We start from the raw sequence: 16,488 nt of genomic DNA, 5'->3' as shown, positions 1-16,488 counted from the left end.
TAAATATAAATCATTTGAACAAAAAAAAGCAGAGGGAGCATTAATATAATAACCTTCATCTATTAATGTAAATTGGCTATTCAGACTGAGGTTTCCCCAACCTATTTTTTGCTTAGAGAAATCGTCCCAATAACTTATGCTATCTTGCGTCTCAAACCACTTATTATTCGTTTTTTTACGAGAACCGTTCTCTCCAGCTTGCTTCAATCTATCGTATCCATAGGATAATAAATGTTCTTTGACTGCAGGATACTCTTCTATGTCAATATTAAGAGATGGAAATGTGCATATCAACCATAAATCAGCAAACTCATATCCATATCGTTTTATGTCTCTGCCACGAAGAATCGGGCGTATAATTTCGGCGTTTTTTGATGATTTGGCGACTAATTCTGCCTTCTTCTCTCCATTAATAATAAATGCTTCATTATATCCTGTAAGAATACCTCGGTAGATATTTATATCCCATTCTTTCAGAGGAGTACCGACTCTTTCTATCTTTTCTTTTATACGCTTCTCTATATCAGACAATATAACAAACGAAGAAATTGCACTTTCTCCAAATGAAGAGATAGTAGCTGATTGATTAATATAATCGCTCAATTTCATTGTATCAGAATTGAAGCCTTTAATTAGACAACTCTCTGTATTATGCTGATTATTTGCTTTCTGAAAAGTCATGATATTTACATCCACAGTAGCTTCATCAAACACCTTTATACCCGCAAAATCAATCAATAAGACTGGGTTCGTTTGCTCCACAAAATATCTGCGCATACTTTCCCCATATCCAGCACGCATCCATTTATTCGAAGTAATAAATGATAAGAAATAATTTTGTCGAAGAATATTATTCCCCAATTCATAAAATAAGCAATAGATATCTCCTGTACGTTCGAAAGTTTCAAACTCCATCTTTTTATAGATATCGGTTATCTCTCCCATTGATTGAAGTTGGATATAAGGAGGGTTACCAATAATAGCATCAAATCCAATAAAGTCACCATCCTCATTTAACACTTCTGGAAATTCGATACGCCATTCAAATGCATTTTGAAATATTTTATTGTTCTTGATTTCTTCAATAATAGCAGAGTATTTCCCAACAGCTTTTTGAGCTAAATCTATTTTCTTTTGTAAAGCTTTTTTCTCCTTGGGTGTTCGCTCAAATAAATCTGGTGCTGTTAAATCGGATAATTCTTTTTTTGCTTTAAACAAGGACTTACTATTCTTATCGTTTTTGCTAATTTCAGTTTTTAGATTAGTTTTAATCTCTTTGATAAATTGTTCTAAACGTTTTTTATCTTGCTTATTGTGAGCATTCCTATAATTATTAACAGCCTCTTTATATTCTGAAATTGAGATATTCAGCCCTCGAAGAATTGGTTTTAAATTTTCGTCTAAGCCGAAACGACTAATTAGTGAATTTCCACATTTGATATTAATATCAATATTAGGTAGAGTTTCTAATCTATTGGTCTTAGTTATGTAATAGGTATGTTTCAAAAGTTCGATCCATAGACGAAGTTGACAGATCTTTACAGAATTTGGATTAAGGTCAACGCCAAATAGGCAGTTTTCAATTATGGTTTGCTTCTCATGAAATAATGTTTCTTGTACACGCTGACTCTCGTGATGGTGAGGGTTGTACTTGAATATACCATATTCATTATCGCTGACTATCAACTCATCATTCTCTACACTAATCTTATAGCCTCTTAATAATTTTCCTTCTCTATCCGTAAGAATACCGAGTTCTGATTTTAAATAGATCATTTCATTTAGACTTGAAACTAAAAAATGACCTGATCCGACAGCTGGATCACACAACCGAATAGAATTGAATATCTCATTCGCTTCTTTTATATCTGAGATTTTATTATGTAGATCTATGATTGTTTTGCATTCCCAACCTTTAGTCTCATTAAATTTTTGTATAACAGTGCGAGTTATAGTATCCCTACACATAAACATAGTAACAAAGCTTGGAGTAAAGAAAGAGCCATCTTTGTATCCGTTTATTTTTTCAAAGATCAATCCAAGAACAGACGCTGATATCAATGCTTTATCTTCCTCTTGTATATCTTCTGAACTTTCACTGCTAAAATCATAGGCATCAAGAAATTTCAATAAGTATTCTAAAGGAGTAAGCCTCTTATCAACTTGTCCTTTAATCTTCAATACAGATTTAGAGTATAATTCTATTTTTGCTTTATCTTGAAGTCCGCTAATCGCAATAGTATAACCCTCTAATTCCGTTGGTTCGAAAAGAGAGCTATTCAGATATGGAACATGAGAGAATTTTTCTTTTAAATTTCCATCTCGCCGCTCGTCTTCTTTGCGAGCTAATATTTGAAAGAATAAACTATTTAAATCATCATACCCTTCAATTTTATCAGTTGAAAGAAAAGAATATTTTTTATTCCCGTCGTGATATTTAATAATTTGAGCTTCTAGCAATTTTAAAAACAGGACTCGATTGACCCACGTAATGCTTAAGTCTAGAGCTACATTATATAATTGGTCCTCATAGGTGTTTCCATATTGTTTTATGTTAGATAGCATAGATAATTTATCCATAGCATCTAATTCGTTTATCGCATTTTCAATAATTGAACCATTATCCCTTTTTCCTTGAGACTTTCGAACAATAAATTTTTGAGACTTTTCTTTGACCTCTTCTAAGCCAAGTATATGTAAAAGCTCTGCATAAAACTCTTTGTTTAACTCATTATAATCTTTAGCAAAGGATAGTTTGAGTAAATGAATCGGAGATAAAAACTTATAAAGAGCAATTAGTTTTCTATCGTCCTCCTTATCCTTATTACGCATAATTTTATCATAATCCCTAATATCAAAATGAGTATATGGGATTTGATCTTTCACTTTCTCTATTTGAGGCGATGCGATCTCCTTGTAAAAGTGGTTTGTAGATGAATCATCCGAACGTTTATTTTGGAATTGTTCAAATAAGTCTACAAATTTCTTATCATCATAGAATAGTTTTTTGAAGTCTTGAGCATCAAAAATAAACCACTCGTTGATATTCGTAATAATTAAATATCGTAGTTCTAGATTCTTGTTTGCCTTACGTTCTCTGAGATAATAAAGAACCAATTCTTGAAATGCTTTAGCATTGAGGTTTTCTTTGCTGATCATTTCACTCTTGTTAGTTGGCTTCTTTACTTCTATCAAGACACCAACAGGTGATTTAGTATCTTTCTCGTTATGAATAACTAAATCTGTTCTACCATATGTATTAATATAGTGATTGTTTTTATAGTAAACGGAATTTAGGAAATCTATAATTAGGTTTTTATGAAACTCCTCCGATTCAGTATCGTTTATTTTATCCAACAGAGAAATAAACTCTTGTTTAAACAATTCTATTTCTTTGCGATCCGGTTTTTGTTTTAAAAATGCTGGATTTAAAGCTTGTTTAGGAGTTTTCATAATATTGTATGATATATAGATACGTTTTTATTAAACACAAAAATATAACATATAAAATGTAAAGTATCCTTTTTGTTTAGAAATATGTAATGAGAGCATGTGAAGACTAAAGCCAGAAATAGGAGGAGTTTTTTCAATAAAAGATATAACTTTATAAACTCTACTCTAAAAATATTGGATTATGAGTAACTCTTTTGTAAATCTATTAGAAGAGCGGGATATAAAGCCAACAGCTATTCGCATACTGGTACTAAAAGCTATGCTTGAATTTAACAGAGCATTTAGTTTGTCAGATTTAGAATCTCAACTTGATACCGTAGATAAATCTACAATATCAAGAACAATACATTTATTTCATGAACATCAATTAATACATAGCTTTGATGATGGCTCTGGTTCTGTTAAGTATTCTGTATGCAGTAGAGATTGCCACTGTAGTATTGAAGATATGCACGCTCATTTTTATTGTAATTATTGTAAAAAGGCATTCTGTCTGGATAATATATCTATTCCAAGATTTCAATTATCACCCATTATGCAAATAGAAAGTGTAAACCTTGTAATTAAGGGATATTGCGGTCAATGCAATAGGCTTATTAATTCATAATATTTGCTCTCTATGTCTCTCTTTTAATAATATATAGATCGATTTTAAACCTCTTTTTAACAAATAATAGAAATCTGCAACTGAGTTGCATGAATTTATTTTTATATTTGTAGCATAAAGAAAAACAAAATGAGACCATTTGTCTTTATAATAAGTATTTATTTTCTGTGTCTTGCCTTGCTTCCATGCAATTGCAATATACAGACTATAGATTCTTTACAAGATAAGACAGAACAAGTTTCAACAGCTCATAGTGAAAGCGATTCTGCTCAGGAAATATGTACTCCGTTTTGCGCATGTTCCAGCTTTCACAATCCCAATTTTATAGCAAAAAACAGCTTTGACCTGCGAAATATAGATAGTACTCCGGTCAAGAAGATTGCTATTTATAATGAAAACCAAACTTCATCTCATCTGGATAGTCTTTGGAGACCTCCTAAGGCTTAAAATATAACATTCTTGTATCCAATTTGATACGTCTAAAGGTAGATGTATCGTACAATCCTATTGTTATATTTTAATATTCAAATTATGTTTCAAAAACTGATTAAATTCTCGATAGAGAATAAATTGGTAATTGGAGTCATGACTGTAGCCCTCATTATTTGGGGGACTTATTCCCTGTCTCAATTACCATTCGACTCTACCCCTGATATCACCAATAATCAGGTGCAGGTCATTACTCAGGCTCCATCCTTAGGAGCACAGGAAGTGGAGCAGTTTATTACTACTCCCTTAGAGATGGCTTTAGCCAATATTCCCAAAGTTATAGAAAGAAGAAGTATCAGCCGAAGTGGCTTATCCGTTATAACCATTGTATTTAAAGAAGATGCTGACATTTACTGGGCACGTCAGCAGGTAGACCAGCAACTAAAAGAAGCGGAGGAAGTTATTCCTCAAGGAGTAGGTAAGATTAGTTTAGCTCCTATATCTACCGGATTAGGAGAGATCTATCACTATACAATACGGGCAAAAGAAGGCTATGAGGATAAATACAGTATATCTGACTTGCGTACCATGCAGGATTGGATCGTTAGAAAGCAACTCTCAGGTACAGAAGGTGTAGCAGAGATAAGTGGCTGGGGAGGTTTTGTAAAACAATACGAGATAGCCATTAATGCGGATAAACTCAATGCTGTAAATATAACAATCCCTGAATTGTATACTGCACTTGAAAACAATAACGAAAATACAGGAGGGAGCTACATTGAACAATACAGTAATCAGTATTTCATACGAGGGTTAGGTATTGTCAAGTCTTTGGAAGATATAGAAAAAATACCGATTAAAACAGTCAATGGTACTCCTATCCTTGTTCGGGATGTAGCAAAAGTACAGTATGGAAATGCAACACGCTATGGTGCTGTAACCCGAAATGGAGACGGAGAAGTTGTTGCAGGTATTACCCTGATGTTGAAGGGTGAAAACTTTCAAGAGGTAATAAAAAATGTAAAAGAGCGTATGGCTCAGGTACAAAAGAGCTTACCGGAGGGAGTCATTATTGAGCCGTTTATTGACAGGACACAATTGGTAGACAGAGTAACGAATACTATTACCAAAAACCTGATAGAGGGAGGATTGATCGTTATCTTCATTCTTGTACTTTTCTTAGGAAATTACAGAGCCGGATTGGTAGTAGCTTCCGTAATACCACTATCTATGCTGTTTGCATTTGGTATGATGCGTGTGTTTGGTGTAAGTGGAAACCTGATGAGCCTCGGAGCTATCGACTTCGGATTGATTGTGGATGGGGCGGTCATCATTGTCGAGGCCGTCTGTCATCATATAGGAGTCATGAAAGACCGATATAAAGGGAGGTTGCTGACACAGGCAGAAATGGATCAGGAAGTATTTGATTCAGCTTCTAAAATAAGGAATAGTGCAGCATTTGGAGAAATCATTATCATGATTGTTTATATTCCACTTTTCACTTTGGTCGGTATAGAAGGTAAGATGTTCAAGCCAATGGCTATGACAGTGTTCTTTGCCATATTGGGTGCATTTATTCTATCTCTAACTTATGTGCCTATGGCAAGTGCATTGTTTTTAAGTAAGAAAACTGAGCACAAGCGGAATATCTCAGATAAGCTAATGGATAAGCTTAACAATTTCTATCGTCCTATTATAACCAAAAGCTTGAATTGGAGCAAAACTCTAATCATAAGTATGGTTGCACTATTTGCAGTCAGTGTATTCATGTTTAATAGAATGGGGGGCGAATTTATACCTAATCTCGAAGAAGGCGACTTTGCGGCAGAAATAAGTATGGCTCAGGGAACGTCCTTGTCACAGATGATTAAAAGCTGTTCTCAAGCTGAAAAAATACTCAAAGAACAGTTTCCTGAAGTAAAACAAGCCGTAAGCCGTATTGGTAGTGCTGAAATCCCTACTGATCCGATGCCTATTGAACGAGCGGATATGATGATTGCTTTAATTCCTAAAAAAGAATGGACATCAGCCAAAACCAAAGAGGAGCTGATGGAAAAGATGGAAAAAGCTATCGGAGAGATACCCGGATTAGGAGTGGAAATGACACAGCCGATACAAATGCGAACCAATGAGTTAGTGACAGGTATTAAACAGGATGTAGCCATTAAAATTTATGGGAATGACCTGGAAGTACTTAGCGCATCTGCCAATAAGATAGCCTCTTTGATAAAAAAAGTAGATGGAGTGAGCGATCCGTTTGTTGAAAAAGTTACCGGATTACCTCAGGTTCAGGTTACTTATAATCGAGATCAATTAGCGAAATATGGTATATCAGTCAAAGATGCCAATATGGTACTTAAAACAGCATTTGCCGGAAATGAGGCTGGATATGTGTTTGAGGAAGACCGTAGATTTGATTTGGTATTAAGAATGGATAATGATCTGAGAAATAATATCTCTTCATTAGAAAATCTATATCTGCCCCTTTCTTCAGGAGGAACAATCCCTCTTTCTCAGGTAGCTGAAATTAAATATGAAGATGCGCCTGCACAGGTAACACGCGAAAATGGGGAGAGACGAATTTATGTCGGATTTAATGTCAGAGGACGTGATGTCCAAAGCACTGTGTTTGATATTCAGAATATATTAGACAAAGAATTCAAACTACCGGCAGGATATTATTATACATACGGAGGACAATTTCAAAATCTGAAAGAAGCAAAAGACAGATTGATGGTTGCCGTTCCATTAGCATTGTTATTAATACTCTTTCTTCTATATGCCACATTGAAAAGTGTAAAAGAGTCCTTGTTTGTATTCTCTGCTATACCACTTTCGGCTATTGGAGGTATCTGGGCTCTATGGTTACGTGACATGCCTTTCAGTATTTCAGCAGGTGTCGGGTTTATTGCTTTGTTCGGCGTAGCAGTATTGAATGGTATTGTTCTGATTGGGCAATTCAACATATTTGAAAAAGAAGGAATGACAAATATTCGTGAGAGAGTAATCGAAGGGTGTATGCTTCGTTTACGTCCCGTCATCATGACTGCGCTTGTCGCATCATTAGGATTCCTGCCAATGGCATTATCTACAGGCGATGGAGCCGAAGTGCAAAGACCTCTCGCAACAGTGGTAATAGGAGGACTATTAACGGCAACGGCTCTAACATTGGTTGTGTTACCTTCTATCTATAAAACATTTACTAAAAATAAACAGGAATGAAAACAAAAAGAATAATATCGACTATTGTATTCATAACAATGACTGTTGTTTTAGCTCCAGCTTTATTTGGGCAAAACACAACAAAATCATTGGAGGAATGCATTCAATCGGCGATAGATAACAACCTGACCATGAAGTCGGGTCGTATCTCAATTGAAAGAGCAAAAGACTTACAAGGAACTGCTTTTAATATTGATAAAACAGGCTTTTCGTTAAGTCAGGACCCAACATCAGGAGGAAGTCCTGATAATAGCATATCATTAAGCCAAAGTTTTGAGTTCCCTACAGTGTATGGTTCTCGCAGAGGCTTATTGAAAGCCGAAACGAATCTGGAACGAAGTAATTTGGACGTTACACGCAATGAACTTGTAAAAGAAATATCAGCAACATATTATCAATTGCTTTATGCAAAGGAAAATATCAAAATATTACAGGAACAGGACAGTATTTATGGTAAATTCTTATTCCTCGCCAATGCAAAGTTGAAATCAGGGGAAACAGGACGTTTGGAACAGATGAATGCTGAACGACTCTATAATGAAAACAGAATTGAGTTACAAAAGGCTGAAAAGAATTATCAGAGCATACAACTAATCTTACAACGCTGGATGAATACGGATGAGGCAGTCGAACCTGTTGAGCCTACTTTGACTGTTTTGGATGCAGCCTATCCCTTTAATGATTTTAATCCAGAGCAAACTCCACTTGGAGAGGTTTATGCTAATAAAAAGATCATAAGCGAAAGGAACCTCAGTGTGATTAAACAAGGATATCTGCCCAGTTTCAATTTTGCATTGAAAAACCAGTTTCTTATCAAAGGATTTAATCCATATGATTTACAAAGAGAACATTTTGACAAAGGTAATTTCATGGGTTTTGAAGTAGGAATAAGTGTTCCTCTGTTTTTTGGAGAACAAAGAGCCAAAACAAAAGCTGCTAAAAAAGAAGTCGAAATAGCAAGGGTTCAGCAGGAAGAGGTTATGCTTACTATGCGTAAGAATTATCAGACTTATCTGAATGAATATACCAAGGCTAAAAATGCTTTGGACTATTATTCACTTCGTGGCAGCAAACAAGCAGAAGATATAACACGCATATCACAGGTTTCATATGAAAAAGGAGAAATAGATTATGTCGAGTATATCCAGAATTTAAAAACCGCAGTAGAGATACATTTACTATATGCAAATGCTATCAATGACTACAATCAAACAATCATTATGTTAAACTACCTGCAAGGAAATAAATAACAAAAAATTATGAAAACAATATATATAGCGATAATTGCTTTGTCTCTTATATTTTTAGGGTCATGTGGACAGAAGCCTAAAAATGAGGCAGAAAAAGAAAAAGAAGGTACAGAAGAATCTCATGGTGGCGAATCGGTAGAAGTAGAGCTAACCGAATCACAAATGAAAGCTGTGGATATTCAACTTGGCAAAATTGAACAGAGAGACTTAAATAGTATTATTCGAGTAAATGGCGAAATGGCCTTGGATCCACAGAAAAAAGCGGAGGTAACCTCTTTGTTAGGAGGGATCATCAAACAGGTAATGGTGATTGAAGGTCGAGCCGTGAGTGCCGGACAAGCTGTAGCCTATCTCGAAAATACGGAAATAGTGGAGTTGCAAAAAAATTATCTGACAACTAAAAAAGAGGCGTTGATTGCCGATCAAGAATACAGGAGACAAAAAGATTTATCGACTCAAGGTGCAGGGGTTGAAAAAACTTTGCAACAGGCAACAGCTAATTACGAGATAACTAAAGCGCAGCTAACAGGTTTGGAAAAGCAGCTAAGACAATTATCCATTAGCCCCGAACAGGTTTCTTCAGGTAATATGGTTACTCAAATTCCGATAAAAACTCCTATTTCAGGAACTGTCAGCAAAATCAATATCAGTACCGGAAGTTATGTCGATATGCAAACTCCACTAATGAGTATTACCGATAATGCAGGTATACACTGCGATGTTAAAGTCTTTGAAAAAGATATTAATATGGTAAGAACCGGACAGGAAGTGGATATTACCCTCACCAACCAACCCGGTGTTAATCTCAAAGGTGAGATTTATGAAATCAACAAGTCTTTCGAAGGGGATACCAAGGCAATTATCGTTCATGCAAATATAAAAGGTAAGACAGATATTAAATTAATTCCGGGTATGTATGTAACGGGATTGATTAATGTTGGAAAACAAAAAACTGATGCTGTACCCAATGATGCTATTATTAGCAATGAAGGAAAGAAATACATATTTGTGTTAGAGAAAGAAGCTAATGAAGAAGGTACAAAAACTTATCATTTTGAAAGGATTGAGGTATTAACAGGTATAAGCGAACTAGGATATACACAGATAACTCCGGTAAATAAACTGGAAGAGGGTGTGACTATCGTTAAAGCCAATGCATTTTATTTAGCATCGATGAGTACAGATCATGGTGAACATGGTCATTAATCTTTTTGAAACATTAAATAATAAAATCACATGAAAGAGATAAAAGCTTTTATTAAACCGTTTAAGGTTAATGATATTCTAAGAGAACTACTAGATGCAGGATTTCCAAATCTTACTGTTTCAATGGCTGAAGGCACAGGGCATTTAAAAAGTGAAGATGCTTCTTTATCCATGAATTTTGCACTTACCAATAGTAAAGTTGCGAAGATTGAGATTGTGTGTAACAATGATGATGTGGATAGAATAATTACGATAATATCAACATATGGTAAAACAGGAAATTCTGGAGACGGTATAATCTATGTCTCTGATGTTGAAAGAGCAATCAGAGTCAGAACCGGATTGCCTGATGACAGGTGGCTTCTTGATTAGTTATTAAATTTTTTAATAGAGTCAAGATGTTGAAAAATGATATTGGAATAAATGCCGGAGTAATATGGCAATTATTGTCTAATGAAGGAGCGTTATCCATAAGACAAATAGGAGAACTGACCGGATATAATGATAAAAACATATGTTTGGCATTAGGATGGTTATCTCGAGAGAATAAGATCCAGTTCATTTACAAAAATGAAATACTCTATCTTGAGTTGAATAGCTCTACGAGTGAAATGTATTATTAAATACTTATAGCAATGAATACAGAGAATAATTATAAATGCACATCTTGCGACTCTACCGAGTCGCAGATGTTTGAAAATAACTGGAAGCAATATATCCCGGTTTCAATAAGTTTACTTATGCTACTTGTTGGTATTGCGATGGATAATTTTATTCCAGATATATTTAACGGCTATCTTCGTTTAGGGTTGTATATTATAGCTTACATCCCAGTTGCCTTTCCCGTTTTTAGGGAAGCCGTTGAAACGATCAAGGAAAAGGATTTCTTCACTGAGTTTACCCTTATGGGAATGGCTACACTTGGAGCTTTCATTATAGGCGAATATCCCGAAGGAGTAGCTGTAATGGTATTTTATACGATTGGAGAATTGTTTCAAGATTCGGCTGTGAATAGAGCCAAAAGAAACATTAAGGCATTGCTTGATGTACGTCCTGACACAGCAACTGTTTATAGAAATGATTCATATCAAACAATATCTCCTGAAGAAGTAGAAATTGACGAAGTTATTCAGGTAAAAGCCGGAGAGAAAGTCCCTTTGGATGGAATAATGCTTACATCATCAGCAAGCTTTAATACAGCAGCATTAACAGGGGAAAGCAAACCGAAAACTATTTCAGCCAGCGAAAGCGTACTAGCAGGAATGTTGAATCTTGATAAAGTGATTGAAATAAAGGTTGCTAAAAAGTATCAGGATAGCTCTCTTGCCAGAATCCTAGAAATGGTGCAAGATGCAACTTCCCGAAAAGCAAAAACAGAGTTATTAATTCGCAAGTTTGCCAAAATATATACTCCGATTGTATTCCTGTTAGCTCTCTTTATAACAGTCATTCCTTATTTTGTGGTGAGCGACTATATATTTAGCGAATGGTTATCCCGTGCATTGGTATTCTTGGTAATCTCCTGTCCGTGTGCATTGGTTATCTCCATACCCTTAGGCTATTTCGGCGGAATCGGAGCAGCTTCTAAAGCAGGCATACTCTTCAAGGGAGCTAACTATCTCGATTTAATGACTAAAGTCAATACAGTCGTGATGGATAAAACAGGTACTTTGACCAAAGGTGTGTTCAATGTGCAGAAAGTTGCGTCGGTCGATGAAGATAAGCAAGAGGAATTTGTCGCTATTGTTGCTGCCATGGAGAAATTCTCAAATCATCCCATTGCTAGAGCAATTGTTCAATTTGCAAAGATTTCAGATAATTATACAGCTACAGATGTGGAAGAAATATCAGGGCATGGACTTAAAGGGATCGTAAATGGAGAAGAAGTATTGGTGGGCAATGCTAAGTTGATGCAGAAATTTAATATCTCCTATGACAGAACAATTGAATTTATAGTTGAGACTATCGTGATTGCAGCTATTAACGGAGAATATGTGGGCTATATAACAATAGCGGATGAGGTAAAAGATGATGCACAGACTGCTATTTCAGATATGCATTTATCCGGAATCAAACAAGTTGTAATGTTGAGTGGGGATAAATCTTCCATAACGAATAATGTTGCATCCAGCCTTGGTATTGACAATGCTTATGGAGACCTCTTACCTGAAGATAAGGTTCGTCATATAGAAGAATTGAAAACTGATAGGAATAATGTGATTGCTTTTGTCGGAGATGGTATAAATGATGCTCCTTCACTGGCATTAAGTGATGTTGGAATAGCAATGGGCGGAATGGGGAGTGATGCTGCTATCGAAGTGGCCGATGTAATTATTCAGACAGATCAACCATCCAAAATAGCAACTTCGATTAAAATAGCTAAAGTCACAAGACAAGTGGTTGTACAGAATATAATATTGGCATTTTCGGTTAAACTGATCGTACTTATTTTAGGTAGTTTTGGTTTGGCAACCATGTGGGAAGCGGTCTTTGCTGATGTTGGAGTCTCTCTGCTAGCAATACTAAATGCTGTTAGAATATTAAAAATGAGGTTCTGAAAGTCTTGTAACTAACACTATTATCGTCATGAGTAAAAAGAGACGTATAAGAAGATTAGCAGCAAGAAAAGAAACTCCATCAAAACTGAATCCCATTATAAAAAGATATCTTTCTCTGATAAGTATATCTATAGGTGCTTTGATGGGAATAATTGTATGGCTTATATTCTTCAGATGTAAGAGTGAACATTGTCCAAATCATTTTAATCCGATTCCATATATGGTAGTGTTTGGGTTTAACACATGGATTATAGCTAATTATATTTTCAGAAAGTAATTTTTCAAAATTTCGTTTGGCTGAACACAACTCTTTAGCTCAGCCAAACGAATCTTATTATTATAAAAAAACAATGAATAACATATTGGTTTGTATTGTCTTCTTCTTGCTCTTATTCCAATCGGTAAAAGCGGATACAGTAGATAATGATACACTACAAAGCAACTACCCAATCATCGATTTTTCGATTCAGGGCAGTGATATACCTTCTACTAATTTCATTTCTGTAGATACAGTCATTTCTGACAAGATAAAACCTGTAAAACAGCTTAAGTTTTCATATAAGCAATTAATTATTCCTTCGGCTTTAATTGCTTATGGTGTATTTGAAACAGCTATAGAGCATAATTATTTGCTTAACAGGCAGGTAAAGCATGAAGTAACAGAACATATTGATTCGAAGTTTACCATAGATGACATTTCGCAATATGTTCCGGCAGGAAGTGTATACGCACTGAATTTAATGGGGATAAAAGGTAAAAATAATTTTAAAGACAGAACCTTTATTCTAGGAATATCTACTCTTTTTATGGCAGCATCAGTAAATACAATAAAGTATTCAACAAAGATAGAGAGACCAGATAAATCAGCGAAAAACTCTTTTCCCTCAGGTCATACAGCGGTAGCTTTTATGGGTGCAGAATTTCTTTGGCAGGAATATAAAGATGTTTCAATATGGTATGGAATAACAGGCTATACGATTGCAACCGGAACAGGGATATTTCGTCTATATAATGATAAACACTGGTTTGCAGATGTTATAGTAGGAGCTGGCCTCGGTATTCTAAGCACAAAGGCTGCTTATTGGCTTTATCCCTATTTGCAGAGGAAGTTTATGAATAAAGGTACATTTAGCAAACAAATCTCTTTTAGCCCTTTTTATAATGGAAAACAAGGAGGTCTGGCTATAGCCTTATCTCTGTAGTTGGAGACATGTCCTATATGAACTAATTATAGGCTTGAGCGATTATTATGACTTATTCTTTCTTCGACTAGTCTAAAATAGGAATCTAATACATAAAAAACAGAATACAATGGAGCAATTTATTCGCAATATAAAAGAAAATATCAATAAAGAAATTCAGCTTATTGATTCTGAGGAATGTAATATCTTTCAGAAATCTATTAGTATTATTTCATTATTGGAGTCTACATTTGATGAATTAAAAGAATTTGTTTCAAATTATACATTTAAAAGTACGCTTGATGAAATCACCTTTTTTAAAGAGACGAAACCTCAACTTTTTAGTATTCTTATTTATCATCGCAAGGTATATAATTTGGAGATGAGAATGCCAACAGGAAGTTATATCGATCGGAAAAATTATTTGGAAGGTATGTTAGGTCGTATAAAGTATTTCTTCGACAACAATGCTGATTTTTATCAATATTATCGCTCTGGAAGCACCCACCTTGATAAATATTACTTTTTGAGAGGCAAGCCAGATATTCAGTTAATTCTCGATTGTTTTTATTTCGAAAGAGATAGTAGATTTTCAACGAGCTTCGATTTTAAGGTTGCAAAAATGATAGCCAATGAGAGATTAACGGTATATATCAACAATAAACTTTTACATATAGGAAATATAGAATCAAATATCCAAGAGGTATCAAGTTTACCTAAAACAAGGCTTAGCTGGACTGCGAAAAAAGCAGAACTTGTTGAACAGATTTATGCCTGGGATAGTGCAGGATGTTTCAATAATGGCAATACGAATATAAAAGAATTGGCAGAATATATCGAAACCGTTTTTAATATTAATCTGGGTGACTTCTACCATACTTTCCTTGAAATCCGTGAACGCAAAGGTAGTCGTACTCTGTTTTTAGATAAAATGATTAAATTTCTCGAAGAAAGAATGAGTGGATTAGATAATAAATGAATATGACTTTTATGAAAAAATACTATATTTGTCAATGGGAAAATAACACTTCTTAATAGCGGACAAAGGACAGTCAACAGTTGTCAATTAGCTTCCTCTAAAGTGTTCACCTCAAAGCGATCTGATCGAGTAACATGTTGAATAATATATGGTTGATAGGTGTGGTTCAGAAGCCCCCGCTTCCGCAGAGAAGTGACCGAATAGGTCACTTCTTTTGTTTTTTACTTACAAAATCAGATTATTTACTTCCTATAGAGATATGATACACAAGGTGAAAGTAGATCATTTAATATTTACATATGAGAGAAATAATAGATAGGCCCACAACACTTCAAAACTATTTACTTCCTTTTTAACATGTGTTTTCTTTGTATTTTAATTTATAGAAAAGCAGTATAATGTTGCATCTCTGTCTAATGCCATCTGTGCATATTCGAGTAACTCTTTAGAGAATGGTTGAGAATCTAGTTCTTCAAATAGTTTCAATTCTTCCACAAGCCTTTTTAATTGCATTTTACCTTGTATATCCATATTCTTTTCAAAATCATGGAAACGCCATAAGGCATAGCTTGTAGTCAACGAATCCTGCCATGAAGTAAAAAAATCAGAATGATCTTTTTTTGAAACAAAACTTATACCTTCACTTTTGCCATTCTTTTTTATATTTATATAATATGTTGGTGTTATCGGTAGAGAAGAGCCAGCCCAAACTAATACAATTTTCTTTTTGAAATCTTTTTTAATCTTAGATAGTACTTCTGTATTATTCACAATCCTCTCAAATGCAATGAATGTGGCGAACGATTGTAAAATAGATGCTTGAAATTTTCTAAGGAAATCTATATTTAAATGAGTAAATGTTGAAATTGAAGATAATACTAAGATAATGAAATACAAAGAATACAGAGCTACTTTAAATGTATCTTTGTTCAATAATAATTCTATAAAATCTGATTTCAATTTTATCATATATGGTCTATGTTCATCTTTTAAAGAACGTGCTACAAAAGGGATAATATGTTTTCCAAATAGCAATATTATTATAGACCCTAATGTTAAGCTTATGTATAAAATTGCATCGCTAGAGAGATTTATAACTCCTGCCTTTTTTAGAAATAACAATGGAGATAGAATTGCAAGATATGCACTGAAATGAAAAATTAGACAAATAAACAAAAGAACTATGGGTTCTAAAATCTTACATATAATTAATGGTAGAATAATAATTGTATATAGTATTTTGGTAAATCTATTAGAGGGAAGGTCTATTGCCAGCGAAAGTGTCATTAGGGATAAATAATAAAAAATCCATCGAAATTCAGCAAGTATATCACTGAATAAATATGCTATAATAAAGCATGAAATGGATAAGAAAAGGAGCATCCAATATTCTTTAAACCACGATTTTAATTTATTAATAATATTTTCCATGATTTAGTTGTTTAAAAGGTTTGTGAAATTAACTAATTTTTTATATCATTCAAATAAAAGGCAACACTCAGTTCTAGAGTGTATTCTCAAATTTATATTTCGCATAATGATTATTATAAATATGTTCATTCAAGAAGCCTCTAAGCAGTAGGATTTATAGGTAAGTTGAGGT

The 16,488-nt window shown here is 34.3% G+C and carries 13 protein-coding genes; 11 read left to right on the top strand and 2 right to left on the bottom strand.

Features of this window, described 5'->3' with window-relative positions; translation table 11 throughout:
* On the bottom strand, positions 1-3,453 hold a 3,453-nt coding region (locus E4T88_RS15855; protein ID WP_228093975.1), incomplete at its 3' end, for a DUF7149 domain-containing protein.
* Between the two features lie 181 nt (positions 3,454-3,634).
* Here E4T88_RS15855 and E4T88_RS15850 point away from each other — a divergent pair.
* From E4T88_RS15850 to E4T88_RS15800, 11 genes are all read left to right on the top strand, one after another.
* Entirely contained in the window at positions 3,635-4,060 is a 426-nt protein-coding gene (locus E4T88_RS15850) for a Fur family transcriptional regulator (protein WP_050702670.1), read from the top strand.
* A gap of 129 nt (positions 4,061-4,189) precedes the next feature.
* Positions 4,190-4,507 carry a DUF6660 family protein gene (locus E4T88_RS15845; RefSeq protein ID WP_135107144.1) on the top strand — a complete coding sequence of 106 codons (318 nt, stop codon included), beginning with the start codon at positions 4,190-4,192 and terminating at the stop codon, positions 4,505-4,507.
* Between the two features lie 84 nt (positions 4,508-4,591).
* Entirely contained in the window at positions 4,592-7,711 is a 3,120-nt protein-coding gene (locus E4T88_RS15840; protein WP_135107142.1) for an efflux RND transporter permease subunit, read from the top strand.
* Entirely contained in the window at positions 7,708-8,961 is a 1,254-nt protein-coding gene (locus E4T88_RS18110) for a TolC family protein (RefSeq protein WP_135107140.1), read from the top strand. Before E4T88_RS15840 ends, E4T88_RS18110 begins: the two co-directional genes overlap by 4 nt.
* 9 nt (positions 8,962-8,970) lie before the next feature.
* A complete protein-coding gene (locus E4T88_RS15830; RefSeq protein ID WP_135107138.1) occupies positions 8,971-10,167 on the top strand; it encodes an efflux RND transporter periplasmic adaptor subunit in 1,197 nt (398 codons plus the stop codon).
* A gap of 30 nt (positions 10,168-10,197) precedes the next feature.
* The gene (locus tag E4T88_RS15825; protein WP_050702667.1) at positions 10,198-10,539 is read left to right on the top strand and encodes a P-II family nitrogen regulator; all 342 of its coding nucleotides are present in this window, start codon (positions 10,198-10,200) and stop codon (positions 10,537-10,539) included.
* Between the two features lie 26 nt (positions 10,540-10,565).
* On the top strand, positions 10,566-10,790 hold the full coding sequence (locus E4T88_RS15820; protein WP_050702666.1) for a winged helix-turn-helix domain-containing protein: 225 nt from the start codon (positions 10,566-10,568) through the stop codon (positions 10,788-10,790).
* A gap of 12 nt (positions 10,791-10,802) precedes the next feature.
* Positions 10,803-12,725, top strand: coding sequence for a heavy metal translocating P-type ATPase (locus E4T88_RS15815; RefSeq protein ID WP_135107136.1), 1,923 nt, complete (start codon positions 10,803-10,805; stop codon positions 12,723-12,725).
* A gap of 28 nt (positions 12,726-12,753) precedes the next feature.
* Positions 12,754-13,002: a hypothetical protein gene (locus tag E4T88_RS15810; protein ID WP_006801094.1), complete on the top strand. Its 249-nt coding sequence runs from the start codon at positions 12,754-12,756 to the stop codon at positions 13,000-13,002.
* 73 nt (positions 13,003-13,075) lie between these two features.
* Positions 13,076-13,927 carry a phosphatase PAP2 family protein gene (locus tag E4T88_RS15805; RefSeq protein ID WP_050702681.1) on the top strand — a complete coding sequence of 284 codons (852 nt, stop codon included), beginning with the start codon at positions 13,076-13,078 and terminating at the stop codon, positions 13,925-13,927.
* A gap of 109 nt (positions 13,928-14,036) precedes the next feature.
* A complete protein-coding gene (locus tag E4T88_RS15800) occupies positions 14,037-14,885 on the top strand; it encodes an RteC domain-containing protein (RefSeq protein ID WP_050702664.1) in 849 nt (282 codons plus the stop codon).
* A 375-nt stretch (positions 14,886-15,260) separates the two neighbouring features.
* Here the strand turns inward: E4T88_RS15800 and E4T88_RS15795 are convergent, their stop codons facing one another.
* Complete coding sequence (locus E4T88_RS15795; protein ID WP_135107134.1) at positions 15,261-16,316, bottom strand: hypothetical protein; 1,056 nt, start codon at positions 16,314-16,316, stop codon at positions 15,261-15,263.
* Between the last annotated feature and the right edge of the window lie 172 nt (positions 16,317-16,488).

This window comes from Dysgonomonas mossii (assembly GCF_004569505.1).
Classification (GTDB): domain Bacteria; phylum Bacteroidota; class Bacteroidia; order Bacteroidales; family Dysgonomonadaceae; genus Dysgonomonas.
Note: the sequence above shows the minus strand (reverse complement) of the source record. Positions and strands in the feature narration are given on the sequence as shown.

Excerpts from the sequence above, each read along its gene's own strand:
- E4T88_RS15850 (WP_050702670.1), top strand. The coding sequence starts at position 3,635 with ATGAGTAACTCTTTTGTAAATCTATTAGAAGAGCGGGATATAAAGCCA.
- E4T88_RS15845 (WP_135107144.1), top strand. The coding sequence starts at position 4,190 with ATGAGACCATTTGTCTTTATAATAAGTATTTATTTTCTGTGTCTTGCC.
- E4T88_RS15840 (WP_135107142.1), top strand. The coding sequence starts at position 4,592 with ATGTTTCAAAAACTGATTAAATTCTCGATAGAGAATAAATTGGTAATT.
- E4T88_RS18110 (WP_135107140.1), top strand. The coding sequence starts at position 7,708 with ATGAAAACAAAAAGAATAATATCGACTATTGTATTCATAACAATGACT.
- E4T88_RS15830 (WP_135107138.1), top strand. The coding sequence starts at position 8,971 with ATGAAAACAATATATATAGCGATAATTGCTTTGTCTCTTATATTTTTA.
- E4T88_RS15825 (WP_050702667.1), top strand. The coding sequence starts at position 10,198 with ATGAAAGAGATAAAAGCTTTTATTAAACCGTTTAAGGTTAATGATATT.
- E4T88_RS15820 (WP_050702666.1), top strand. The coding sequence starts at position 10,566 with ATGTTGAAAAATGATATTGGAATAAATGCCGGAGTAATATGGCAATTA.
- E4T88_RS15815 (WP_135107136.1), top strand. The coding sequence starts at position 10,803 with ATGAATACAGAGAATAATTATAAATGCACATCTTGCGACTCTACCGAG.
- E4T88_RS15810 (WP_006801094.1), top strand. The coding sequence starts at position 12,754 with ATGAGTAAAAAGAGACGTATAAGAAGATTAGCAGCAAGAAAAGAAACT.
- E4T88_RS15805 (WP_050702681.1), top strand. The coding sequence starts at position 13,076 with ATGAATAACATATTGGTTTGTATTGTCTTCTTCTTGCTCTTATTCCAA.
- E4T88_RS15800 (WP_050702664.1), top strand. The coding sequence starts at position 14,037 with ATGGAGCAATTTATTCGCAATATAAAAGAAAATATCAATAAAGAAATT.
- E4T88_RS15795 (WP_135107134.1), bottom strand. The coding sequence starts at position 16,316 with ATGGAAAATATTATTAATAAATTAAAATCGTGGTTTAAAGAATATTGG.